Origin of the sequence: Mesorhizobium sp. M0663 (genome assembly GCF_040320585.1) — a bacterium.
Taxonomy (GTDB): Bacteria; Pseudomonadota; Alphaproteobacteria; order Rhizobiales; family Rhizobiaceae; genus Mesorhizobium.
In genome coordinates this window covers 192,493-213,410 of sequence record NZ_JAMYPX010000001.1, presented here as the reverse complement: position 1 = coordinate 213,410, position 20,918 = coordinate 192,493, and the positions used below count along the sequence as shown (strand labels likewise).

The window sequence follows — 20,918 nt, the reverse complement described above, 5'->3', positions numbered from 1 at the left end:
TGAAATGGAACTCCTCAACAACCTCGCACTCGGCTTTTCGACAGCCACATCTTTGGCAAACCTCGGTTTCTGCCTGATCGGCGTCCTTCTCGGCACGCTGATTGGCGTCCTGCCCGGCATCGGTGCCACCGCAACCATCGCCATGCTGTTGCCGATCACCTTCCAGATCGGCGACCCGGTTTCCTCTCTCATCATGCTCGCCGGTATCTATTACGGCGCGCAGTATGGCGGCTCGACCACCGCCATTCTCATCAACATGCCCGGCGAATCCTCGTCGGCCGTCACCGCAATCGATGGCTATCAGATGGCCAGGAACGGCCGCGCCGGAGCAGCCCTGGCGACCGCGGCGATAGGCTCGTTCTTTGCCGGCACGGTGTCGACCTTCCTCGTCGCCATCTTCGCCCCACCGCTGACTGCGATAGCGCTGAGATTCGGCGCGCCCGAGTATTTTTCGCTGATGATCGTCGGCCTGGTCTCGTCCGTCGCGCTCGCCCACGGCTCGATCGTCAAGGCACTGGCCATGGTCGTGCTCGGCCTGCTGCTGGGACTTGTCGGCACCGATATTTACACTGGTACGCCCCGCTTCACGCTCGGCATCCGCGAATATGCCGACGGGCTGAATTTCGTCGCAGTGGCGGTCGGTGTCTTCGGCGTCGCCGAGATACTGCGCAACCTCGAAAACGAGCATGAGCGTTCCGTGCTGATCCGAAAGATCTCCGGCCTTATGCCGACCCGCGAAGATTTTCGGCGCATGGCGGCTCCCATCGTGCGCGGAACGATCATCGGTTCGGCGCTCGGCATCCTGCCGGGAGGCGGCGCGATCCTTGCCGCCTTTGCCTCCTACACCGTCGAAAAACGTGTCTCGAAAAATCCCGGGGAATTCGGCAAGGGCGCCATCGAAGGCGTCGCCGGACCGGAATCGGCCAACAATGCCGGCGCCCAAACCTCCTTCATCCCGATGCTGACGCTCGGCATTCCGGCCAACCCGGTAATGGCGCTGATGATCGGCGCGATGATCATCCAGGGCATCGTGCCCGGCCCCAATGTCGCCATCGAACAGCCTGCACTGTTTTGGGGTATCATCACCTCGATGTGGATCGGCAATCTGATGCTGATCATCTTGAACCTGCCGCTGATCGGGCTTTGGGTGAAACTTCTTACCATCCCCTACTATGTGCTCTTCCCGATCATCATGGCGTTCTGCTCGATCGGCGTTTACAGCGTCAACACCAACGTCTACGACCTCTATGCCGTCGCCTTCTTCGGCTTGCTTGGCTACCTCCTGACCAAGCTGCGCTGCGAACCTGCGCCGCTGCTGCTCGGCTTCGTGCTCGGCCCGCTGCTCGAGGAAAACCTACGCCGCGCCATGATCCTCTCGCGCGGCGATCCGAGCACCTTCGTGACGCGGCCGATCAGCGCCAGCCTGCTCCTCATCGCGCTTGCCGTGCTCGTCATTGTGTTTCTCCCCGCGGTCAGGAAGAAGCGCGAGGAGGTGTTCGTCGAGGAGAGTTCCTGAATGTGGACGGCGCCACATACGAGGAACTTCAGAGTCACTTGCCGGGCACTGACTCAGTAGCCGCTTCTACTGGCCCGAGCGGCGCGATCTCGACCAGCGGTGCAGGCACGCTGGTCGTCTTTTCCTTGGCCTTGCAGATATCGGCGATGACGCAGGCCGGGCAATCCGGCTTGCGCGCCTTGCAGACATAGCGGCCGTGCAGGATCAGCCAATGATGCGCGTGCCGCATATATTCATCCGGAATGATCTTCAGGAAACCTTGCTCGACCTGTTCCGGCGTCTTGCCCGGCGCCAGGCCGAGCCTGTTACCGATGCGGAAGATGTGCGTGTCGACCGCCATCGTATGCTGGCCGAATGCCACGTTGAGCACGACGTTGGCGGTCTTGCGGCCGACACCCGGCAGCTCGACCAGTTGATCGCGATCCTCAGGCACCTCGCCGCCATGGTCGCGGATCAGCGCCTCCGACAGCGCGATGACGTTCTTGGCCTTGTTGCGCCATAGCCCGATGGTGCGGATATGGTCGCCGAGCTTGGCCTCGCCTAGCGCCAGCATCTTTTGCGGCGTGTCGGCGATTTTGAACAGCGCCCGCGTCGCCTTGTTGACGCCGGCGTCCGTCGCCTGAGCCGAAAGCACCACCGCCACCAACAGCGTGAAGGCGTTGATATGTTCGAGCTCGCCCCTCGGTTCCGGCCGCTGAACGGAAAAGCGCCGGAAAATCTCATGCACCTCGGCCGCGCTGTAAAGCGCCCGCGATCTCGCCGGCCGCGGACGCGGCTTGACGTTCGAGCCGTCGCGGCGGCCGGGCAACAGGTCTTTTTTTAGCGCAGAAGAGTTTTTGGGCTTGGGGCTTGTCATTGCCTTCCTATAATATTCCCCAATGAGCGACACAAACGCCTCATTTCAGGCCGACGAGCCATTTTTCCAGGCGCTGCTGACACCGCACCGGTCGCTGGGCAAGACCGGCTTTGCCATCCTGATGGGCGCCCTGCTGTTCGGCTGGCTGGTGACCGGAGCTTTTTTTCTGTCGCGCGGCGCCTGGCCGGTGTTCGGCTTCTTCGGCCTCGACGTGATCGCCGTCTACATCGCCTTCCGCGCCAATTATCGTGCCGCCCGGGCTCGCGAGGAGGTATCGGTGTCGCGCACCAGCCTCGACATCCGCAAGACTGCCCCGTCAGGCAAATCGGAAGCACACCGCTTCAATCCGTTCTGGGGGCGCTTTTCGATCGCCCGCCACGCCGAGATCGGCATCACCAGAATGGCGGTCGAGGCGCAAGGAAAAACCGTCTCGATCGGCGGCTTCCTCAACCCTGCCGACCGCGAAAGTTTTGCCACCGCATTTTCGCGCGCTCTGGCAGCCGCCAAGGCGCGCTGAGCCAGCGTTTCAGAACCGATAGCGCAACAGCCTGCCGATCTTGCGCAATGCTGGAATGTATTTCCAAAGGCGAACGAACAGTTTCGCGAACCAGCGCATGCGAGCGGCATGTTCCGGCTTATAGGCAGGGATGTCCTCGACGAACCGCAGCTTCGGAACGGCTCGCTCCAATTCATGCGGGTTCTCGATGCTCCAGTGGACCTCGGCGCCGGTGGCGCGGAAGGAGGAATTGAGGCGAATGATCTTCAGTCCCAGGCGACTATAGGCATCGAAAACCAGTTCGCCGCTCGAAAGATGTCCCACCAAACGAGAAAACAGTTGCTGCCCCTCCTCGGCACCCAGGTAGGGAGTCAGGCCTTCCGCCACGACTATGGCCGGGCGATCCCGAGGTACTTTGTTCAGCCATCCAGGTTCGGTGACCGACGAAGCGATCAGATGGTAGTGATCCCGCACTGGATAGAGCTTGCGCCTGAGATCGATGACTTCGGGATAGTCGACGTCGAACCAGTCCACGCCGGCTGGCGGGTCGATACGGAATATGCGCGTATCGAGCCCACACCCGAGATGCAGTACGATGGCGTCAGGATTTCGGGCGAGAAAGTCCTGAACGCAGACGTCCAGCGTCTTTGCCCTGATTGCTAGACCGATGCCGAGATTGTTGTCGACCTTGAGCCGTGAGAAATCATAATCGATGTTGCGCACCGCCTCGTCGGCAAAGTAGTCCCTGAGCAGCGAATTGGGCAGCCGGCTCTCCAGCGCCTTGCCGTAAAGTGTCAAAAGCAAAGTCTCCTTTGCCCCGGTCAAGTTTACTTTTTCACCAGCCACGACCGTCCTTCCCATTCAAAGCCGACTCTATCTGGGTACATGCTGCGGGAAAGCAAGTTTCGGGTGGTGATCGGCGCCGCGAAGGACGATATTCGCACTCAAGGAGATACTGCCATGAACGCCCAAATGCCTCTCAAAACGACAGCAATCCTTCAGAAAGACATCACGCCTGAAGGTGGAGACTACGAAATCGTCCGTCGTGCCATCGAAAAGATCAGCCTCGACTATCGCGACCAGCCTTCGTTGGAAGTGCTGGCCGAGGAGGTCGGCGAGACGCCGACCGGGCTGCAGAAGCTGTTCACCCGCTGGGCCGGCCTGTCGCCCAAGGCTTTTCTGCAGGCCGTCACCCTCGATCATGCGCGCAAGCTGCTCGATGCCGGCATGCCGCTGCTTGAAACCTCGTTCGAACTCGGCATGTCCGGCCCAGGCCGGCTGCACGATCTGTTCGTCACCCACGAAGCGATGTCGCCGGGCGATTACAAGACCCGCGGCGCAGGGCTCACCATCCGCTACGGCTATCATATCTCACCTTTCGGCATCGCGCTGATCATGGTGACGGACCGCGGCCTTGCCGGCCTCGCCTTCAACGATCCCGGCGGCGAGCGTGCGGCCTTTGCCGACATGTCCAGCCGCTGGCCGAATGCGACCTATGTCGAGGACATGGCGGCGACGGCGCCCTATGCCGCGCGCATCTTCGATCCGTCGCTGTGGCGCGCCGACCAGCCGCTGCGCGTCGTCATGATCGGCACAGACTTCCAGGTCCGTGTCTGGGAGGCCTTGCTGCGTATTCCGATGGGCCAGGCCTGCACCTATTCCTCGATCGCCGCGCGCATCGGCGCACCGAGCGCCAGCCGGGCTGTCGGTGCCGCGGTCGGTGCCAATCCGATGTCCTTCGTCGTGCCGTGCCACCGGGCTCTCGGCAAGTCCGGCGCACTCACCGGCTACCATTGGGGCCTGACCCGAAAACGCGCCATCCTCGGCTGGGAGGCGGGACAGGTCTCTTGAATAGCCAACGAATGGAAACGACACGAGCGATGCAAGGACCGCTAGGGTGACAAGCAGCGATCTTACGGAGTAGCTTCCCGCGCAATTAGAGTGGTATGCGCTAGCGGGAGGCATTTCTTGATCGTCGTCATCGGCTCCATCAATCTCGATCTCATCGCAAGTGTCGACCGCTTGCCCGGTCCCGGCGAGACCGTGCGCGGCTCCGGTTTCGCTACTGCCCCCGGCGGCAAGGGCGCCAACCAGGCGCTGGCCGCCGCCCCCCCCGGCGCCAAAGTGCGCATGGTCGGCGCGGTCGGCAAGGACAGCTTCGCCAGCGACGCTCTGGCGCTGCTGCGCGACGGCAAGATCGACCTGTCCGGCGTCGGCGAGACCTTTGCCTCGACCGGTACCGCGTTGATCATGGTCGGCGCCGACGGCGAGAACGTGATCGCCGTTGTGCCGGGCGCCAATGATTCGGTCGTGCCGGGTGACCTTTCCAAGGCCTTCCTGAAAAACGGCGACGTCGTGCTGCTGCAACTGGAGATCCCGCTGCAGACCGTCGAGGCAGCACTCGACGCGGCAAGGACAGCCGGCGCGATCACAGTGCTCAACACCGCACCTTTCCATGGCGACGCGGCCGGCTTCCTCGGCAAGGCCGACTATCTCGTCGCCAACGAAACCGAGTTCGACCTCTATGGCGAGGCGCTGTCGTTGAATGGCCGCGACCGCCCGGCACGGATGCGCGACTATGCCGCGAGAACCGGCCGCACCATCGTCGTCACGCTTGGCTCGGACGGCGTTCTGGCGGCAACGCCGGACGATCTCCTGATGGTTCCGGCGCTGAAGATCACCCCGCTCGACACGGTCGGTGCCGGCGACACGTTCTGCGGCTATTTTGCAGCCGGGCTGGCAGCCGGCCTGCCGCTCGACCAGGCGCTTGCCCGCGCTGCCGCAGCCGGTTCGCTGGCCTGCCTGAAAGCCGGTGCACAGCCGGCCATCCCGCTGGCCAGGGACGTCGATGCCGCCCTGCAGAAATCTACAGGCTGAAGCCGGATGACAGCCATGCGCCCGACGACCAAGCATGCGGTGCCGCCCGCCGGCGACATCTGCCGCCTGTCTGCCGTGGCGCTTGCCGGGAAGATCAGGCGCCGGCAGCTTTCGGTGCGCGAAGTGGTCGCGGCATTCCTCGACAGGATCGAGGCGGTGAACCCGCTGGTCAACGCTATCGTTTCATTGCGTGAGCGTGCCGACATCCTGCGCGAGGCCGACAGCGCTGACGCCCATCTGGCGCGAGGAGGAGATACCGGATCGCTGTTCGGCCTGCCGATCGCGATTAAGGATCTTGCGCTGACAAACGGCCTGAGAACCACCTTCGGCTCGCCGATCTTCGCCGATTTTGTGCCTGAGGAAGACGACTTCTTCGTCGAGCGCGTCCGCAAGGCCGGCGCGATCATCATCGGCAAGACCAACGTTCCCGAATTCGGGCTCGGCTCCAACACCTACAACACCGTGTTCGGACAGACGCTCAACGCATTTGACCCGGCGCTGACCGCCGGCGGCTCGAGCGGCGGTGCGGCGGTCGCGCTGGCGCTCGACATGGTTCCCGTTGCCGATGGCAGCGATTTTGGCGGTTCCCTGCGCAATCCCGCTGCCTACAACAATGTCTATGGCTTCCGTCCATCGCAGGGATTGGTGCCGGCCGGCCCTGACCTTGATGTGTTTCTTGCGCAAATGGGCGTCGAAGGGCCGATGGGGCGTAACGTGCGTGACATGGCGTTGCTGCTCGACGTTCAGGCCGGCTATCATCCTCGCGCGCCGCTGTCGCATGATAAACCAGGCTCGTTCCTCGAAGGGCTGGAAGCACCGGCGGCCGGCGGGCGCATCGCCTGGCTCGGCGATCTTAACGGCCATCTGCCGGTTGAAGCAGGCATTCTACAGCTTTGCGAGGCAGCACTCGGCCGGTTCGCGGATGTATCCTTCGAGGCCGAGCCGCTGATGCCGGAATTCGACTTCGAAGCGCTGTGGCAAGCCTTTGTAACGCTTCGCCAGGCGAGCAGCGGTTGTGCACTCAAGGCGCATTACGACGATCTCCTGAAACGAAGTCTGCTGAAGCCGGAGGCCGTTTGGGAGGTGGAACATGCACTGCGCCTCACCGCGCCGCAGATCCACGCCGCCACGGTGAGGCGCTCGTCCTGGCATCGAATGCTGCTGTCGCTCTTCGAGCGTTTCGACCTGATTGCGCTGCCAGCCGCACAGGTCTTTCCCTTCGATGTCGTCACCCACTGGCCAAGGGAAGTGGCCGGGCGTGCCATGGACAGCTATCACCGCTGGATGCAGGTCTCAGCGCTCGCCACGCTGGGCGGCTGCCCGGCGGTCAACGTACCGGCGGGCTTCGACGCCAGGGGCCGGCCAATGGGCATGCAATTGATCGGGCGGCCGCGCGGTGACCTCTCCGTGCTGAGGGCGGCTGCCGCCTATGAGGCCACGCTGCCATGGCAGGCCGGCGCCTGCTGAAATCAGCTCCGTATTGTCGGCGCCTCGCCGACTTGCACGCAACTCATCGCCATGCATTGATCGCGACAGCGCGCCGCACGAGCGGCATCTGTGGAGGGAAAAAATGTCGCTGGAACTCTACGCCACCTATGTCGTCGCCTGCATCGTCATCATCCTGGTGCCGGGGCCGACGGTGACGCTGATCATTGCCAACAGCATCCGCCACGGCTCGCGCGCCGGGCTCGCCAATGTCGCCGGCACCCAGGCCGGGCTGGCCATCATGATCGCCATCGTCGGCATCGGGCTGACCTCGCTGATCGCAGGCATGGGCCACTGGTTCGAGTGGGTCCGGCTGATCGGCGCCGCCTACCTGATCTGGATGGGCGTGCAGATGTTCCGCTCGAAAGGCAAGCTTAACGCCGACGGAACGGCAAAAAGGCCGCGTGGCGGCTTCTTCCTGCAGGGCCTGCTGGTGGCGATCAGCAATCCAAAGACGCTGGTGTTCTTCGGCGCCTTCTTTCCGCAGTTCATCGCTCCCGAAGGCAATTACGCACTACAGATCGGCGTCATGGGTCTCACCGCGATGATCTTCGCCGCAGTCTCGGATTCGACCTACGCGCTGGCCGCCAGCCGCGCCGGACGCCTGCTGTCGGCCGGCCGCGTCAAGCTCTTGTCGAGGATCAGCGGCAGCTTCCTGGTCGGCGGCGGCCTGTGGCTGGCCTTTTCCAAGGCGAAGTAACGGCCGCGAGCCCGGCGACGCCAACAGCACATCCTGGAATAGGAAGGCCGATTGAAAGTCGGCCTTCAGGCCACCACATGGATCAACAGTTGGGGATTCATGTCTATGCCGTGGACTTACGCGGATTTGAAAAGGAACGCGTTTGGCGTCATCCTGCTCATTGGTTTGTTCGCGGCGATGGTTCCGTCGGCTCTGAACAAATGGGCGAATGACGCAAGTCCGATCCGGTCGCTCGACCCGGTCGATGCAACGATCAAAAGTGGACAGGGTAAAGGGCGCAATATCCAATATCTGCTGGTCCTTGAGAACGGTTCGACGGTCCTCGTTTACGACGACCTCCCGCATCTGATCGGCTCGCGCGTCGGCATCGAGCGCGTCACGCGCGACAATGGCTTCGTCTTTTACCGGTTTGCAAATTGAACGACGATCGATCGATAAGCTGTTTTCAAAGGTGAAGCGAGTGACATGGCTTTTTCGGGGAATCGCTCTTGAACAAAGCCCCTATGCTACTCAACTCTAAGGTATGGGGCCGACAAATATTTCTCTTAGAACCCGCATTCTTTTGCTTCGGGAAGAGTTTCGCGACAGAGTTGTTGGCATCACAATCTTGTGCGCGCTCGCTCTCGCGATCGCTGTGCCGATTGTAACTAGGCAGAACAGTCCGATCACTGGCACACAACTCGTAGGAGGCACCGTCGAAGATGTTGCGACGATGCCTCTAAATCCGAAAGGTTCCGTCGGACATGGACTTTATTATAGATATGAAGTCCGCCTCCATGACGGCAACGCTCGGATATTTGTCGATGGTGAGGTGGAAACACCCCACATGATCGGATCGGAAGTATCGATCGAAGAACAGCAACGCCAGGACGGTACCACCACCTACCGCCTGCTCAACTACTGAGCAGCCCTAAAGCCGCCCCAGCCTTTCCAGCAACAGCGCGAAAAACGCATCATGGTCGATGTCGCGCATCACCATGGCGTTCTTCGGCCGCTTGGTCACCCCCCACCAGTCGATCACCGTCATGCCCATGGTGAGCTCCGAGGCGGTTTCCACGCTGACATTGCAATTGCGACCCTTGAACAGCTTCGGCTTCAGCAGATACGCGATCACGCAAGGATCGTGCAGCGGGCCGCCGTCGGTACCGTATTTCTCCTCGTCGAAACGTTCGAAGAATTCCAGCATGTCCGCGGTGGCCGTGCCGACCCTGGTGCCGAGCTTGCGGAAGGCCTTCGTGCGCTTGGCGGTGGTCAGCGCCTTGTGGGTGACGTCCAGCGGCATCATCACGATCGGAATGCCGGATTTGAACACGACATCGGCGGCATGCGGATCGACATAGATGTTGAACTCGGCGGTCGGCGTGACGTTGCCGCCCTCGAAGAAGCCGCCGCCCATCAGCACGATTTCCTTGATGCGCGGCGCGATTTTCGGCTCGCGGATCAGCGCCAGCGCAATGTTGGTGAGCGGCCCGAGCGCGCAAAGCGTGATCGTGCCGCTCTCCTCCCTCATCAGTGTCTCGACTATGAAATCGACCGCATACTCTTCCTGCAGTTTCATCTTTGGTTCGGGCAGTTGCGGCCCGTTGAGGCCGGTCTTGCCATGCACTTCCTCGGCGGTGACCAGTTCGCGCGCCAGCGGCCGGATGGCGCCTGCATAGACCTTGACGTCCGGCCGGCCGGCCAGCTCGCAGATCTTGCGGGCGTTTTTTTCGGTAAGTTTCAACGGCACGTTGCCGGCCACCGCGGTGATGCCGACGATCTCCAGCTCGGCGCTGCCGAGCGCCAGCAATATGGCGACGGCATCGTCCTGGCCGGGGTCAGTGTCGATGATGATCCTGCTGGATTGGGGCATTTCAATTCCTTGTTTTGGCAAGTCTTTTTGGGCGGGACGTGTGACGGCTTGAAGTCTGCCGGGCCGCGGACCATATCAAGACCATCGGGAAAAATGCCATCCGGGTTTTTCCACTTTATGTCGCTCTTGAGAGGACACTGTAACATGAGCCGAATGACGCCTTTTTCCAGCCCGCTTCTCCTCGGTTTCGATTCCATGGAAAAGACGCTGGAGCGCTTGGCAAAGTCCGGTGACAGCTATCCTCCCTACAACATCGAGCGCCTCAGCGGTGCCGACGGCAAAACCGAAAGGCTGCGTATCACGCTCGCCGTCGCCGGTTTCGCGGAAAGCGATCTCGATGTCACAACGGAGGAGAACCAGTTGGTCGTGCGCGGCCGTCAGAACGACGACACCGAGCGCGAATTTCTCCACCGCGGCATCGCCGCGCGCCAGTTCCAGCGCTGTTTCGTGCTGGCCGACGGCATGCGGGTGATTGCGGCGGAATTGAAGAACGGCCTTCTGTCGATCGATCTCGATCGGCCGGAATCCGAACGGCTGGTACGAAAAATAAACATATCGGTGAAAGACTGATTTTTGCCGATAGCTCTCATGCGGGATGGCCTTGAGCGGCGTCTCGCGGCAAGGAGGCTTGAAATGACCAGAACTAACGAGAATATCATCATGACCAGCGGCGAATTCGCCCATCTCGGCGAAGGTTCGGTCGCCTATCTCAGGAAAGTGTCGAGCGACGATCTGCGCGGCCGTTTCCCGGGCCTCGGCGAAATCGCGCCGGGTCTGGAACTGTGGGCCCTGTTTGCCGCTAATGGCCAGCCGATCCTGCTTTCGGACGCTCGCGACCGGGCACTGGCTGGCGCGCTGGAAAACGATCTGACCCCGGTCGCTATCCACTAACGTCGCTATCCACCAACATTGGCGCCATCGACTGACAAATACGGCGCAGCGATCTGGCTGGAAACGGACAGGGCCGCTCACGGCGGCCCTTCAAAGGATTTAATCAAAACCTCAAGCGGCGTGCGAGGCCTGCGTGTCCGACAGCAGCGCATGGATGGCCACGGCGTCGCGCGTGCCCCTGATCTTGGCAACCGTGTCGGCGTCGCGCAGCACCCGCGCGATGCGCGACAGCGCCTTGAGGTGGTCGGCGCCGGCACCTTCGGGAGCCAAAAGCAGAAACACCAGGTCGACCGGCTGATCATCGAGGGCCTCGAAGTCCACCGGTGTCTCCAGCCGGGCAAAAACGCCGGCGATCCGCTTCACCCCAGCCAGCTTGCCGTGCGGAATGGCGATGCCGTTGCCGACGCCGGTGGAGCCGAGCCGCTCGCGTTGCAGGATGGTGTCGAACACCTCTCGCTCCGGAATGCCGGAAATTGCCGCCGCCCTTTCGGACAGCAATTGCAGCAGCTGCTTTTTGGAGTTCGCCTTCAACGCCGGCATGATTGCCGGAACGCTGACGAGATCGCTCAGATCCATGCTTGAAATCCCTTGTTCGCCTGCCGTCGCCAGTCCCCACGCTCGCGTGCGGCTGGTCTTTACCCCTGCGCGACCTTGGCCGTGGACGGGTCGATCCAGCCGATATTCCCGTCCGGCCGGCGATAGACGATGTTGAGATGGTCATTTCCGGCATTGCGGAAGACCAGGACCGGGCTGTCCTTGGTGTCGAGTTCGATCACCGCTGACGCCACCGACATGGTCCGCAGCGTCATAGTCGATTCGGCGACGATGGCCGGCGCGAAATTCTCCGGTATGTCCTCCTCGTCGTCGGCAAGCGGCGCCATCACCGTATAGGCGACGTCGGTGAGCTCGCCGTTGCTATTGCCTGAATTGTGCGACTTCAGCCGGCGCTTGTAGCGCCTGAGGCGCGTTTCCAGACGGTCTGCCGCAGTATCGAAGGCAAGCGTTGGATCCTGGGCATCGCCGGTCGCCTGCAGCGAAGCACCGGAGTCCAGCCGGATCATGCAATCGGCCGTGTAGCGCGACCCCGATTTGACGACTACGATTTGCCCTGAAAAGCCCCGATCGAAATATTTCCCGATCACTTCCCCGACACGGTCGTTGATGCGCGTACGGAACGCATCGCCGATATCCATGTGTTTTCCCGATATGCGCAGTGTCATCTGAAAACTGACCTTCCTTGCTCAGGCTTCAAACTGTCCCGAGTTTATACTCGTGGTCCGCGCGCACAAGCTTTTGCGGCGTCACTTGCGCCGATTTTAGATCCGAACTTTCCGGTTGATCACAAGCCGCCTTCTTGGCCGTCCCGTGGCCTACGTCGTGACGGACCATCTCTCGTGCGGGCATCGGCCAACTCAAATCCACTCGCCAGCCCGTCTCATGCGGGCGGGCTTCTAGCCACTTCGTCGCCGCTTGTCAATGAAGGGCGAAAGCTGTGGAAATTCCGCCGGAGATCAACGGCCGGCGCTGGCCAAAGCGCGTTTTTCGCGCCGCCGCTGCACCGAAGAGGGTATGTTCATGCCTTCCCGGTATTTGGCCACCGTGCGCCTGGCGATGTCGACGCCGCTTTCCCGCAGCATGTCCACGATGGCATCGTCGGAAAGCACATCGATGGCTTTCTCCTCGTCGATCAGCTGCTTTATGCGGTCGCGCACCGCTTCCGACGAATGCGCATCGCCGCCACCTGACGAAGCGATCGAGGCGGTGAAGAAATAGCGCAGCTCGAACACACCGCGCGGCGTCAGCATGTATTTGTTTGCCGTGACCCGGCTGACCGTTGATTCGTGCATGCCGATGGCGTCCGCCACCGTGCGCAGGTTGAGCGGCTTCAGGTGCCGCACGCCGTGGACGAGAAAAGCGTCCTGCTGGCGCACGATCTCAGAGGCCACCTTGAGAATGGTCTTCGCCCGCTGGTCGAGGCTGCGCGTGAGCCAGTTGGCGTTCTGCAGGCATTCGGCAAGGAAATCCTTTTCCGCCTGGTTTTTCGCATGTGGCGTGACCTGGGCGAAATAGATGTGATCGACCAGCACGCGCGGCAGCGTCTCGGCATTGAGCTCGACCGTCCAGCTGCCGTCATTGGCTGCACGCACCTCGACGTCGGCCACGATCGCATCGCTGGCACCGCGCGAAAACGCCATTCCAGGCCGCGGGTCGAGCGCCCGGATCTCGGCCAGCATGTCGAGCAGATCCTCCTCGTCGACGCCGCAAATCCGCTTCAGCGTCTGGAAATCGCGCCGTGCCAGGAGTTCGAGATTGGCGATCAGCACCTTCATCGCCGGATCGAGCCGGTCGCGCACGGCCAGCTGCAGCAACAGGCATTCGGCGAGGTCGCGGGCGAATATGCCGGCGGGCTCAAATGTCTGGCAGACCGCCAGGACCGTTGCCACCGCCGTAGCGTCCGTGCCGAGGCGGGCGGCGATCTCGGCCATGTCGGCACGCATGTAGCCGGCCTCGTCGAGGCCGTCGGCAAGCTCGCCGGCGATCAGGCGCGCCGCCGGATCGGCAAAGGCGAGCGCCACCTGCTCGCCGACATGGTCGCGCAGCGTGATGGCCGCCGCCGCCATATCCGCGACGTCGAAGCCGTCGGAGGAAGAGGTGGAACCGTTGCCGGACGCCGATTTCCATTGTGCCGTCAGGTCGGGCCCGAGCCGCTCGCTCGTACCAGGATCGTCAGGAAACAGGTTTTCCAGCGACGTATCGAGCTTTTCCGAGATCGCCTCGGCGCTCCACGCCGTTTCCGCCTCGAACCAGTCGCCGTCGGCAGCCGGTTCCGATGCGGCGTCGCCCTTCTGCGCCTGGTCGCTGGCGGCGTCCTCCTGCGGTTCGGCGCGTTCCAGCAGGGGATTGCGTTCGATCTCGTCGTCGATGAAGCGTTCCAGCTCGAGATGGGTGAACTGCAGCAGGCGGATCGACTGCATCAGCTGCGGCGTCATCACCAGCGACTGCGACTGTCGTAGCTGTAGTTTTGCCGCCAACGCCATGGTTCGGTTTCAAACGCTCCGTCTACGCACCCGCACTGCTGGAAGGAATTTTCCAGGCCAGCATAGAAACTGGCCCGGCTTTTGCTTGTCAAGGCGAGGAGCGGTAAAACTCGCCTGTCGGCGCGTTTTCAGGCAGAAAATTGAAGAAAAAGCTGCTGGACTACGCCGGAAATCCCGCTCGAGCCGGAATTTCGCACTTAGAGCGTAAATCCCTCGCCGAGATAAAGCCGCCGCACATCGGCATTTGCGACCACTTCGTCGGCTCGACCATGGGTCAGCACCTGGCCGGCATGGATGATGTAGGCGCGGTCGATCAGGCCAAGTGTCTCGCGGACATTGTGGTCGGTGATCAGAACGCCGATGCCACGTGCCGTCAAGTGGCGCACGAGCTGCTGGATGTCGGCGACGGCGATCGGATCGATGCCGGCGAAAGGTTCGTCGAGCAACATGTAGGCGGGGCGGGTTGCCAAGGCGCGGGCAATTTCGAGGCGTCGCCGCTCACCGCCGGAGAGCGACAGCGACGGAGCCTTGCGCAGATGGCTGATATGAAATTCCTCGAGCAATTCGTCGAGCAGGCGCTCACGCTCCTTGCGGCTCTTTTCGACCACTTCGAGCACGGCCCGGATGTTTTGCTCGACGTTCAGGCCGCGAAAAATCGACGCTTCCTGCGGCAGATAGCCGATGCCGAGACGGGCGCGGCGATACATCGGCATCGACGTGACGTCGAAGCCATCGATTTCGATGGTGCCTTCGTCGACCGGAACCAGGCCGGTCACCATGTAGAAACAGGTCGTCTTGCCGGCGCCGTTGGGGCCGAGCAGCCCAACCGCCTCGCCGGCGCGCACGCCTAGCGTCACGCCGCTGACGACTTTGCGGCCCTTGTAGCTTTTGGTCAGCCCCTTGGCGATCAAGGTTCCCTTGAACTTTGCCGCTTCGACGGTGACCCTGGCCGGTGCCGCAAGTTGGCTGGCGGCGCGCCCTGGAAGACGCGCCAGCAGCGACGATATGCCGGTCATCAGGGTTTCGCTGCTCCAGACTTCGCCGGCGGCGTGATCGACATCATGACGCGGCCGCCGCAGGCGTCGACCTGGGCAAGGCCGCTCTTCATCTGCACGGTGAGCTTGCAGCCGACAAGCACGTTGTCGCCTTGCGAGAGCACGACCTTGCTGCCCGAAAGCACCAGCACTTCGGTCTTCATGTCGAAGGTGCCGCGGTCGCCGGTGGCAACCTGATTGTCCGATTTGATGTAGACCTTATCGTCGACCTCGAGATGGTCGATGTTGGCGGATCCGGTCATTGCCGCGGCACCCGCCGGCTGGGCGCTTTTGGCGGCGCCTGCATCCCTGACGTAATAGACCGTCATTTTGCCGGCCTTGAGCACGGTTGGACCCTGGACGACGTTGACGTTGCCGGTGAAAACGGCAACGCTTTCCGCTTGGCGCACCTCGAGCTTGTCGCTTTCGATCTGGATCGGCTTGTCGCCCGACAGCCTGAGGCCGGACATTTGGCTGGTGGCCTTGGACTGCGCCAGCGACGGCGCCGTCCCCAAGGTCAGCCCCAAGGTTAGCAACGCCGAAATCGCGGCGAGGCGCCGTGCCGAACTACTGAACCGCATTGGTCTCTCCGCTCTTTGCCTCTGCCGCCTTCAAACTGGCGGGATCGATGTCGACGCGCACCTTGTTCTCGAAAACCAGGACCTTGCCATTGTCCTGGACCGACATCGAATCCGCCCTGATCCGCGACCCGCCGCGGCTGACATCGACGGGCTCGCTTGTCTTCATAGTGCCTTCGCCCATGTCGAGATAGACTGATTTGAATTTTGCCACCACACCGTCCGTGGTCGACACGGTCACATCGCTGGTCAGGCTGAGCGTGTTGCCGTCGCGATCATAGGTGCCGTGCGTGGCATCGATGGCGGCCGTGTTGTCGGCCGCAATCGGCAGCTTGGCCTTGATGCCTTCCAGATCGATGATGCCTTGTTTGCTGACATCCTGTATGGCGCGCAGGGCTGTCATCGAATAGGGCAGGTTCTGTTTGGTGAAGCCGTTTAGCTTGGGGTTGGCCATCACCAGCTTGCCATCGGCAAAGGCGCCGCCGTCGGCCTGCACCTCGATTGCAGCGGGAACCATGAGATAGGAATAGACCGGAAACGCGACCGCAATCACGGCAGCGACCAGCGGCACGGCCAGCTTGAGGATACGGACCCGGCGCGAATGACGCTGCGCAACGTCAAACGCGTCGACCCGCGCCCGGCCTGCGGCCTTGGGAGCCAACTCCGTCTCGGTGTTGGTCGGTTCGATTGGTCCCGCTAACATGACTGCTTCTTCTAAACCCCTGCCCGCCAGGCCGCCCTATAGGTGGGGTGCCGGCGCCCTCAAGCAAGCACAAGCCGAGGAAAACCGCAAAAATGTGACAGCCGCCCCTGTACAATGAAAATGGCCCCAGCGCAGCCTGTACCTCATACCAGATATGGGCGCACAGTGTTAGAGCCTGTAGAACGTGACAGGTTGAGGCTTGCCGCGAATGCCTAAGACGGCCTTTGGCGCAAGGCCGTCAGGAAACGGTAGCCGGGCGCGAATGGTTGCTTTAAAAGCATCTGCTCCCACCGACTACGAGGCTGACCATGGCATTGAGAGCCGACGACCTGATCGACCGCCGCCGCTTGCGCCGCAAGCTGACATTCTGGCGTGTCGCGGCGATTATCGTCGCCGCAGCCGGGCTGATCGCCTTTTCGGCGTGGATCTATGGTGACGACTTCACCGGCGCGGCTGTCGACCACATCGCCAAGGTCAAGATCGAAGGTACCATCACCGAAGACGAAGAACTGATCAAGCGGCTGGAGGCCATCCGTCAGTCGCCGCGCGTCAAGGCTGTGATCCTGTCGATCGATTCACCCGGCGGCACCACCGTCGGTGGCGAATCGATCTACGAGGCAGTGCGCAAGCTCGCTGCCGACAAGCCGGTGGTGGCCGAGGTCGGCACGCTCGCGGCTTCGGCGGGCTACATGATCGCCACTGCGGCCGACCATATTGTCGCACGCAAATCCTCGATCGTCGGCTCGATCGGCGTGCTGATCCAGTACCCGGACGTCAGCGGCCTCATGGACAAGCTCGGCGTCAAGCTGGAGGAGGTGAAATCCTCGCCCTTGAAGGCCTCGCCTTCTCCCTTCAAGCCGACCAATGACGATGAGCGCGCCATGGTCCGCAAGCTCATCCTCGACAGCTACGACTGGTTCGTCGGCATCGTCGCCGAGCGCCGCAACATGACCAAGCCGGAGGCGCTGGCGCTCGCAGACGGGTCGATCTTCACCGGCCGGCAGGCGGTCACCAACAGATTGATCGACGCGGTCGGCGGCGAGGCCGAAGCAATCGACTGGCTTGCAGGCAAGGGTGTCGATGCCAAGCTCAAGGTGGTGGAATGGAAGGACACGGAAAAACGTGGTGGTTTCCTGTTCTCCAAGGCGATGGCGCAGACCGTCGGTGCTGCGCTTGGCCTGCCCGGCCATGGCGGCGACGTCCTTCACGAAATTGGAGCGGACCGCTTGTTTCTTGACGGTCTCGTTTCCGTCTGGCACCCTTGAGGAACCGCTTGGGACGAGTGAAAAACCAAATAAAATCATTCTGATAATTTCGGCGGCACTGCTTTTACGGGGAGCCTTTTCATGATCAAATCCGAACTTGTGCAGATCATCGCCACGCGTAATCCGCATCTTTTCCTGCGCGACGTCGAAAACATTGTCAGCGCCATCTTCGATGAAATCACCGACGCGCTTGCCGAGGGCAACCGGGTCGAGTTGCGCGGCTTCGGCGCGTTTTCGGTGAAAAACCGCCCTGCCCGTACCGGCCGCAACCCGCGCACCGGCGAATCCGTAGAGGTCGAGGAGAAATGGGTACCGTTCTTCAAGACCGGCAAGGAATTGCGTGAAAGGCTGAACGGAGGCAAATAGGCGCGGCGCCCGCCACCGCTCCCGCCTTTGCTTCCGAACGGAAAAACATGTTCAATCGCTTCATTCTCATCGTGGTTTTCGTGCCGCTGGCCGTCATCCTGATTGCGCTGGCCGTAGCCAACCGCGAACCGGTCGCCTTCACACTCGATCCGTTCAATCCCGGCAATCCGGCGCTGACGCTGACCGTGCCGCTCTTCATTTTCCTGTTCTTGGCGCTGGCCATCGGCATGATCGTCGGCAGCCTGGCGACCTGGATCAAGCAGGGCCGCTACCGTAAGCTGGCGCGCCAGCGCGGCGCCGAGGCAGAGAACCTGCGCCAGGCGGTCAGCCGCGCGCCCACCGCGTCGCAGAGCCCAGCCTTGCCGAAGCCGACGAACTGAGCCGCGGCTCGGGCCTGAAGCACAACCGGCCTAGTTCTCCACGGAGCCTTTCATGCTGACCATTTCCGCCGCCGAGGTCGACCGCGCGCTGACCTTTTCCGGGCTGGTCGAGACGTTGCGCGCCGCTTTTCGCGATGGCGCCGTGCAGCCGGTCAGGCACCATCACACGGTCGAGCGGCCCGATGGCGCCGCCTCGACGCTGCTTTTGATGCCGGCCTGGACCGACTTCAACGCAGCCGGCACCTCGGCCGATGGCCATATCGGCGTCAAGATCGTCACCGTGTCGCCCGACAACAATGCCGTCGGCAAGCCCGCGGTGATGGGGCTTTACCTGTTGCTCGACGGCGCCACCGGCGAGCCTCAGGCCTTGATCGATGGCCAGCGGCTGACACAGTGGCGCACGGCCTGTGCGTCGGCGCTGGCCGCCTCCTATCTGGCCCGCGCGGACGCATCGCGGCTGCTGATAGTGGGCGCCGGCGCGCTGTCGCCGTTCCTTGCAAAGGCGCATTCGGCGGTACGTCCGATCAAGAACATCCGCATCTGGAACCGTACGCCGGCCAATGCCGAAAAGGTCGTTGCAAAATTGCGTGCCGAGGGTTTTGCAGCCGAAGCCGCAGGCGATCTCGACGCCGAACTCGGAAAGGCCGATATCGTATCGTCGGCGACCATCACCACCATGCCACTGATCAAGGGCGCACTCTTGAATCCCGGCGCCCATGTCGATCTGGTTGGCGGCTTCACGCCGGCGATGCGCGAAAGCGACGACGACGCGATTGCACGCGCCCGGGTCTATGTCGACACCCGCGCCGGCGCCACCAAGGAGGCAGGTGACATCGTCCAGCCGCTGGCCTCCGGCGTGTTGAAGCCGGAAGCCATCGTCGCCGACCTTTATGAACTCACGCGCGGCCAGAAAAAAGGCCGGCAGAACGACGACGAGATCACGCTGTTCAAGTCGGTCGGCGCAGCCCTCGAGGACCTCGCCGCCGGCATTGCCGTGTATCGCGCAAGCGTAGGGCAGTAGGGCAGTAGGGCAGTAGGGCAGTAGGAAACCGCACTGATCGTGTGGCGCCGCGCCAGCTATATTTCCTGTCACGTACTCCCCTACTGCCCTACTGCCTTACTGCCTTACTGCCTTTGCCAATAAACCCGCAGCCGGTGGCTGTCGGGATCAAGCGCGACGAAGGTGCGGCCGAAATCCATGTCGGTCGGCGTCTGCAGAATTTTCAGCCCGCGGCCGGCCCACTCGGCATGGGTGGCGTCGACGGCACCCGGCGTGTCCAGCGCAAAGACGATCTCGGCGCCACCGCCTGCTGCCGCGGCGGCCGGTTCCACGGTGTGACGCGACCAGAGGCCGAGCTTGAAGTCGTTGTCGAGCACGAACAGCACGAAGGTCGGCGAGGTCTCGACCGGTTGCCGCCCAAGCAGCGCGCTGTAGAAGGCGCCGCTTTGCTCAGGCTTGTCGACATAGAGGATGACGAAATTGGGCGGTGTCATGAATTGCTCTCCAGATGGTTTCGACTGGAGGAGCATAGCGTATGCCACTGCCAGATTCTGGCAGCAGTCTTAACTGAGCAGCAGCCTTAGCTTGGCGTGTCGAGCGTCGCCCGCCATTCTTTGAGCAGCACCTGACGGCGGCGCGGATAGCGCATCTCGGTGGCATTGAGGCCGGATATCCGGTCGGCGCGAAAGTGCCTGAAATCCTGGCGCATCTCGCACCAGGCCGCGACGACGCGCACCTTGTCGAAGAAGCCGAGTGCGAATGGCCAGACGGTGCGCTCGGAGGCAGCGCCGCCGGCGTCGCGATAGACAAAGCTCAGCTTGCGCTCCTCGCGGATGGCCTGCCGCACCACACCGAGATCGATGCCTTCGGTGACCTCGGTGCGCGACCCGACCAGCAGCGTCGAGGCATCGAGCTCTTCGCGCAAATCGTCCGGCAGCACCGCGGCGATCTTGGCCAGCGCGTCGGTGGCGGCGTTCGCAAGCCGCCAGTCCGGCTGCTTGGCCACCCAGCGCGAACCGAGCACGATCGCCTCGATCTCCTCATCGGTGAACATCAAGGGCGGCAGCATGAAACCGGGCCTGAGCACGTAACCCAACCCCGCCTCGCCCTCGATCGGCGCGCCCTGCCCCTGCAGCGTGGCGATATCGCGATAGAGCGTGCGGATCGACACACCCATTTCGCCCGCAAGGCTGCGGCCGCTGATCGGCCGGCGATGCCGGCGCAGGATCTGGATCAGGTCGAGCAGGCGTTCAGCACGGGACATGAATCATGACCTGGTTTCAATCACGATAGAGCCCCAGCACTTTCGGCGGCAAGCGACATGGTGGCGGACGGGAACGTCTGCGCCCTGACGCCGTTGTCCGGCCATTATGGATATACGCGGGTTCCTGTTGTTCTGGTCGGTTTTGACCGCCATCGTCGCTGCGCTCAGCCTCGGACCATCCTTCGCCCATGTGCTGGAATCGGTGCCGCGGCTGACCAGATGGCCGCCTTCGCTCTGGCGTGAAACCACTGTCTTCAACGCTCAGTTCCAATTCTTCGCGATTGTCGGCGCACCGCTGGACGTGGCCGCGATCGCCTGTCCGGGGCTTCTCGCCTGGATGCTGCGCAGCGACCGCCCGGCATTCTGGTGGATTTTGGCCGCCACCGTGCTTTATCTGATGGCCCTCGTGGCGTGGTTTACCCTGGTCAAACCGGCAAACGATGTCCTGGCCACCTGGGTGCCTGGACCGATCCCGGACAATTTCGAAAGTGTCCGGAGCAGCTGGGAAACCGGCCATATGGTCGTCACCGGCTTCAAGGCCGTTGGTTTCATAGCGCTCGCAGTCGGCCTGCTTTCGATCAGGCGCGGCTGATCCGGTTGCACACGTCGGCAGCCCT

The 20,918-nt window shown here is 62.4% G+C and carries 25 protein-coding genes; 14 read left to right on the top strand and 11 right to left on the bottom strand.

What is annotated here, in order from left to right:
* Nucleotides 1–4: 4 nt before the first annotated feature.
* Nucleotides 5–1,516 (top strand): tripartite tricarboxylate transporter permease, encoded by a 1,512-nt coding sequence (locus NKI54_RS01060; protein ID WP_023675283.1) that lies wholly within the window; start codon nt 5–7, stop codon nt 1,514–1,516.
* 34 nt (nt 1,517–1,550) lie between these two features.
* Here NKI54_RS01060 and nth read toward each other — a convergent pair whose 3' ends face one another.
* Entirely contained in the window at nt 1,551–2,372 is an 822-nt protein-coding gene (gene nth / locus NKI54_RS01055; RefSeq protein ID WP_023675282.1) for an endonuclease III, read from the bottom strand.
* A 22-nt stretch (nt 2,373–2,394) separates the two neighbouring features.
* Here nth and NKI54_RS01050 point away from each other — a divergent pair, with 22 nt between their 5' ends.
* Nucleotides 2,395–2,889, top strand: a complete 495-nt coding sequence (locus NKI54_RS01050; RefSeq protein WP_352690407.1) for a DUF2244 domain-containing protein — start codon at nt 2,395–2,397, stop codon at nt 2,887–2,889.
* Nucleotides 2,890–2,898: 9 nt separating this feature from the next.
* Here NKI54_RS01050 and NKI54_RS01045 read toward each other — a convergent pair whose 3' ends face one another.
* The gene (locus NKI54_RS01045) at nt 2,899–3,666 is read right to left on the bottom strand and encodes a class I SAM-dependent methyltransferase (RefSeq protein WP_352576236.1); all 768 of its coding nucleotides are present in this window, start codon (nt 3,664–3,666) and stop codon (nt 2,899–2,901) included.
* Nucleotides 3,667–3,828: 162 nt separating this feature from the next.
* Between NKI54_RS01045 and NKI54_RS01040 the strand changes: the two genes are divergently transcribed.
* From NKI54_RS01040 to NKI54_RS01020, 5 genes are all read left to right on the top strand, one after another.
* Nucleotides 3,829–4,719, top strand: coding sequence for a methylated-DNA--[protein]-cysteine S-methyltransferase (locus NKI54_RS01040; protein WP_031211349.1), 891 nt, complete (start codon nt 3,829–3,831; stop codon nt 4,717–4,719).
* Nucleotides 4,720–4,836: 117 nt separating this feature from the next.
* Nucleotides 4,837–5,745, top strand: coding sequence for a ribokinase (locus NKI54_RS01035; RefSeq protein ID WP_352690404.1), 909 nt, complete (start codon nt 4,837–4,839; stop codon nt 5,743–5,745).
* A gap of 6 nt (nt 5,746–5,751) precedes the next feature.
* The gene (locus NKI54_RS01030) at nt 5,752–7,212 is read left to right on the top strand and encodes an amidase (RefSeq protein WP_352588334.1); all 1,461 of its coding nucleotides are present in this window, start codon (nt 5,752–5,754) and stop codon (nt 7,210–7,212) included.
* Between the two features lie 103 nt (nt 7,213–7,315).
* Nucleotides 7,316–7,930 carry a LysE family translocator gene (locus NKI54_RS01025; RefSeq protein WP_352633743.1) on the top strand — a complete coding sequence of 205 codons (615 nt, stop codon included), beginning with the start codon at nt 7,316–7,318 and terminating at the stop codon, nt 7,928–7,930.
* 51 nt (nt 7,931–7,981) lie between these two features.
* The gene (locus tag NKI54_RS01020) at nt 7,982–8,350 is read left to right on the top strand and encodes a hypothetical protein (RefSeq protein ID WP_352633745.1); all 369 of its coding nucleotides are present in this window, start codon (nt 7,982–7,984) and stop codon (nt 8,348–8,350) included.
* Nucleotides 8,351–8,840: 490 nt separating this feature from the next.
* Here the strand turns inward: NKI54_RS01020 and NKI54_RS01015 are convergent, their stop codons facing one another.
* Entirely contained in the window at nt 8,841–9,782 is a 942-nt protein-coding gene (locus NKI54_RS01015) for a nucleoside hydrolase (protein WP_352633747.1), read from the bottom strand.
* 144 nt (nt 9,783–9,926) lie between these two features.
* Between NKI54_RS01015 and NKI54_RS01010 the strand changes: the two genes are divergently transcribed.
* Nucleotides 9,927–10,352 (top strand): Hsp20 family protein, encoded by a 426-nt coding sequence (locus tag NKI54_RS01010; RefSeq protein WP_023675270.1) that lies wholly within the window; start codon nt 9,927–9,929, stop codon nt 10,350–10,352.
* Between the two features lie 63 nt (nt 10,353–10,415).
* A complete protein-coding gene (locus NKI54_RS01005; protein ID WP_023675269.1) occupies nt 10,416–10,673 on the top strand; it encodes a BQ00720 family protein in 258 nt (85 codons plus the stop codon).
* A 111-nt stretch (nt 10,674–10,784) separates the two neighbouring features.
* Here the strand turns inward: NKI54_RS01005 and ptsN are convergent, their stop codons facing one another.
* The 6 genes from ptsN to lptC all read right to left on the bottom strand — a co-directional run bounded on the left by ptsN (nt 10,785) and on the right by lptC (nt 16,026).
* On the bottom strand, nt 10,785–11,249 hold the full coding sequence (ptsN, locus tag NKI54_RS01000) for a PTS IIA-like nitrogen regulatory protein PtsN (protein ID WP_023675268.1): 465 nt from the start codon (nt 11,247–11,249) through the stop codon (nt 10,785–10,787).
* A 59-nt stretch (nt 11,250–11,308) separates the two neighbouring features.
* Nucleotides 11,309–11,893 (bottom strand): ribosome hibernation-promoting factor, HPF/YfiA family, encoded by a 585-nt coding sequence (gene hpf, locus NKI54_RS00995; protein ID WP_023675267.1) that lies wholly within the window; start codon nt 11,891–11,893, stop codon nt 11,309–11,311.
* Between the two features lie 291 nt (nt 11,894–12,184).
* Nucleotides 12,185–13,711, bottom strand: coding sequence for an RNA polymerase factor sigma-54 (gene rpoN / locus NKI54_RS00990; protein WP_352633748.1), 1,527 nt, complete (start codon nt 13,709–13,711; stop codon nt 12,185–12,187).
* Between the two features lie 197 nt (nt 13,712–13,908).
* Nucleotides 13,909–14,727, bottom strand: coding sequence for an LPS export ABC transporter ATP-binding protein (gene lptB, locus NKI54_RS00985; RefSeq protein WP_023675265.1), 819 nt, complete (start codon nt 14,725–14,727; stop codon nt 13,909–13,911).
* Entirely contained in the window at nt 14,727–15,326 is a 600-nt protein-coding gene (locus NKI54_RS00980; protein ID WP_023675264.1) for an LptA/OstA family protein, read from the bottom strand. Before NKI54_RS00980 ends, lptB begins: the two co-directional genes overlap by 1 nt.
* Nucleotides 15,313–16,026 carry an LPS export ABC transporter periplasmic protein LptC gene (lptC, locus tag NKI54_RS00975; protein ID WP_352690399.1) on the bottom strand — a complete coding sequence of 238 codons (714 nt, stop codon included), beginning with the start codon at nt 16,024–16,026 and terminating at the stop codon, nt 15,313–15,315. Before lptC ends, NKI54_RS00980 begins: the two co-directional genes overlap by 14 nt.
* A gap of 308 nt (nt 16,027–16,334) precedes the next feature.
* Here lptC and sppA point away from each other — a divergent pair, with 308 nt between their 5' ends.
* From sppA to lhpI, 4 genes are all read left to right on the top strand, one after another.
* Nucleotides 16,335–17,291 (top strand): signal peptide peptidase SppA, encoded by a 957-nt coding sequence (sppA, locus tag NKI54_RS00970; RefSeq protein WP_352568227.1) that lies wholly within the window; start codon nt 16,335–16,337, stop codon nt 17,289–17,291.
* Nucleotides 17,292–17,372: 81 nt separating this feature from the next.
* A complete protein-coding gene (locus tag NKI54_RS00965) occupies nt 17,373–17,657 on the top strand; it encodes an integration host factor subunit beta (protein WP_023675261.1) in 285 nt (94 codons plus the stop codon).
* 47 nt (nt 17,658–17,704) lie between these two features.
* Complete coding sequence (locus NKI54_RS00960) at nt 17,705–18,037, top strand: LapA family protein (protein ID WP_352616482.1); 333 nt, start codon at nt 17,705–17,707, stop codon at nt 18,035–18,037.
* A gap of 52 nt (nt 18,038–18,089) precedes the next feature.
* A complete protein-coding gene (gene lhpI / locus NKI54_RS00955; RefSeq protein WP_352690396.1) occupies nt 18,090–19,058 on the top strand; it encodes a bifunctional Delta(1)-pyrroline-2-carboxylate/Delta(1)-piperideine-2-carboxylate reductase in 969 nt (322 codons plus the stop codon).
* Between the two features lie 104 nt (nt 19,059–19,162).
* On the opposite strand, the gene NKI54_RS00950 is transcribed toward lhpI, so the two are convergent.
* Together NKI54_RS00950 and NKI54_RS00945 are read right to left on the bottom strand one after the other, a co-directional pair.
* Nucleotides 19,163–19,531: a VOC family protein gene (locus NKI54_RS00950; RefSeq protein WP_352690393.1), complete on the bottom strand. Its 369-nt coding sequence runs from the start codon at nt 19,529–19,531 to the stop codon at nt 19,163–19,165.
* Nucleotides 19,532–19,617: 86 nt separating this feature from the next.
* Nucleotides 19,618–20,301 carry a helix-turn-helix transcriptional regulator gene (locus NKI54_RS00945; RefSeq protein WP_352690390.1) on the bottom strand — a complete coding sequence of 228 codons (684 nt, stop codon included), beginning with the start codon at nt 20,299–20,301 and terminating at the stop codon, nt 19,618–19,620.
* Between the two features lie 106 nt (nt 20,302–20,407).
* Here NKI54_RS00945 and NKI54_RS00940 point away from each other — a divergent pair, with 106 nt between their 5' ends.
* Entirely contained in the window at nt 20,408–20,893 is a 486-nt protein-coding gene (locus tag NKI54_RS00940; protein ID WP_023675257.1) for a DUF1772 domain-containing protein, read from the top strand.
* Nucleotides 20,894–20,918 lie beyond the last annotated feature (25 nt).

Excerpts from the sequence above, each read along its gene's own strand:
- NKI54_RS01060 (WP_023675283.1), top strand. The coding sequence starts at position 5 with ATGGAACTCCTCAACAACCTCGCACTCGGCTTTTCGACAGCCACATCT.
- nth (WP_023675282.1), bottom strand. The coding sequence starts at position 2,372 with ATGACAAGCCCCAAGCCCAAAAACTCTTCTGCGCTAAAAAAAGACCTG.
- NKI54_RS01050 (WP_352690407.1), top strand. The coding sequence starts at position 2,395 with ATGAGCGACACAAACGCCTCATTTCAGGCCGACGAGCCATTTTTCCAG.
- NKI54_RS01040 (WP_031211349.1), top strand. The coding sequence starts at position 3,829 with ATGAACGCCCAAATGCCTCTCAAAACGACAGCAATCCTTCAGAAAGAC.
- NKI54_RS01030 (WP_352588334.1), top strand. The coding sequence starts at position 5,752 with ATGACAGCCATGCGCCCGACGACCAAGCATGCGGTGCCGCCCGCCGGC.
- NKI54_RS01025 (WP_352633743.1), top strand. The coding sequence starts at position 7,316 with ATGTCGCTGGAACTCTACGCCACCTATGTCGTCGCCTGCATCGTCATC.
- NKI54_RS01015 (WP_352633747.1), bottom strand. The coding sequence starts at position 9,782 with ATGCCCCAATCCAGCAGGATCATCATCGACACTGACCCCGGCCAGGAC.
- NKI54_RS01010 (WP_023675270.1), top strand. The coding sequence starts at position 9,927 with ATGAGCCGAATGACGCCTTTTTCCAGCCCGCTTCTCCTCGGTTTCGAT.
- NKI54_RS01005 (WP_023675269.1), top strand. The coding sequence starts at position 10,416 with ATGACCAGAACTAACGAGAATATCATCATGACCAGCGGCGAATTCGCC.
- ptsN (WP_023675268.1), bottom strand. The coding sequence starts at position 11,249 with ATGGATCTGAGCGATCTCGTCAGCGTTCCGGCAATCATGCCGGCGTTG.
- hpf (WP_023675267.1), bottom strand. The coding sequence starts at position 11,893 with ATGACACTGCGCATATCGGGAAAACACATGGATATCGGCGATGCGTTC.
- rpoN (WP_352633748.1), bottom strand. The coding sequence starts at position 13,711 with ATGGCGTTGGCGGCAAAACTACAGCTACGACAGTCGCAGTCGCTGGTG.
- lptB (WP_023675265.1), bottom strand. The coding sequence starts at position 14,727 with ATGACCGGCATATCGTCGCTGCTGGCGCGTCTTCCAGGGCGCGCCGCC.
- NKI54_RS00980 (WP_023675264.1), bottom strand. The coding sequence starts at position 15,326 with ATGCGGTTCAGTAGTTCGGCACGGCGCCTCGCCGCGATTTCGGCGTTG.
- lptC (WP_352690399.1), bottom strand. The coding sequence starts at position 16,026 with ATGTTAGCGGGACCAATCGAACCGACCAACACCGAGACGGAGTTGGCT.
- sppA (WP_352568227.1), top strand. The coding sequence starts at position 16,335 with ATGGCATTGAGAGCCGACGACCTGATCGACCGCCGCCGCTTGCGCCGC.
- NKI54_RS00965 (WP_023675261.1), top strand. The coding sequence starts at position 17,373 with ATGATCAAATCCGAACTTGTGCAGATCATCGCCACGCGTAATCCGCAT.
- NKI54_RS00960 (WP_352616482.1), top strand. The coding sequence starts at position 17,705 with ATGTTCAATCGCTTCATTCTCATCGTGGTTTTCGTGCCGCTGGCCGTC.
- lhpI (WP_352690396.1), top strand. The coding sequence starts at position 18,090 with ATGCTGACCATTTCCGCCGCCGAGGTCGACCGCGCGCTGACCTTTTCC.
- NKI54_RS00950 (WP_352690393.1), bottom strand. The coding sequence starts at position 19,531 with ATGACACCGCCCAATTTCGTCATCCTCTATGTCGACAAGCCTGAGCAA.
- NKI54_RS00945 (WP_352690390.1), bottom strand. The coding sequence starts at position 20,301 with ATGTCCCGTGCTGAACGCCTGCTCGACCTGATCCAGATCCTGCGCCGG.
- NKI54_RS00940 (WP_023675257.1), top strand. The coding sequence starts at position 20,408 with ATGGATATACGCGGGTTCCTGTTGTTCTGGTCGGTTTTGACCGCCATC.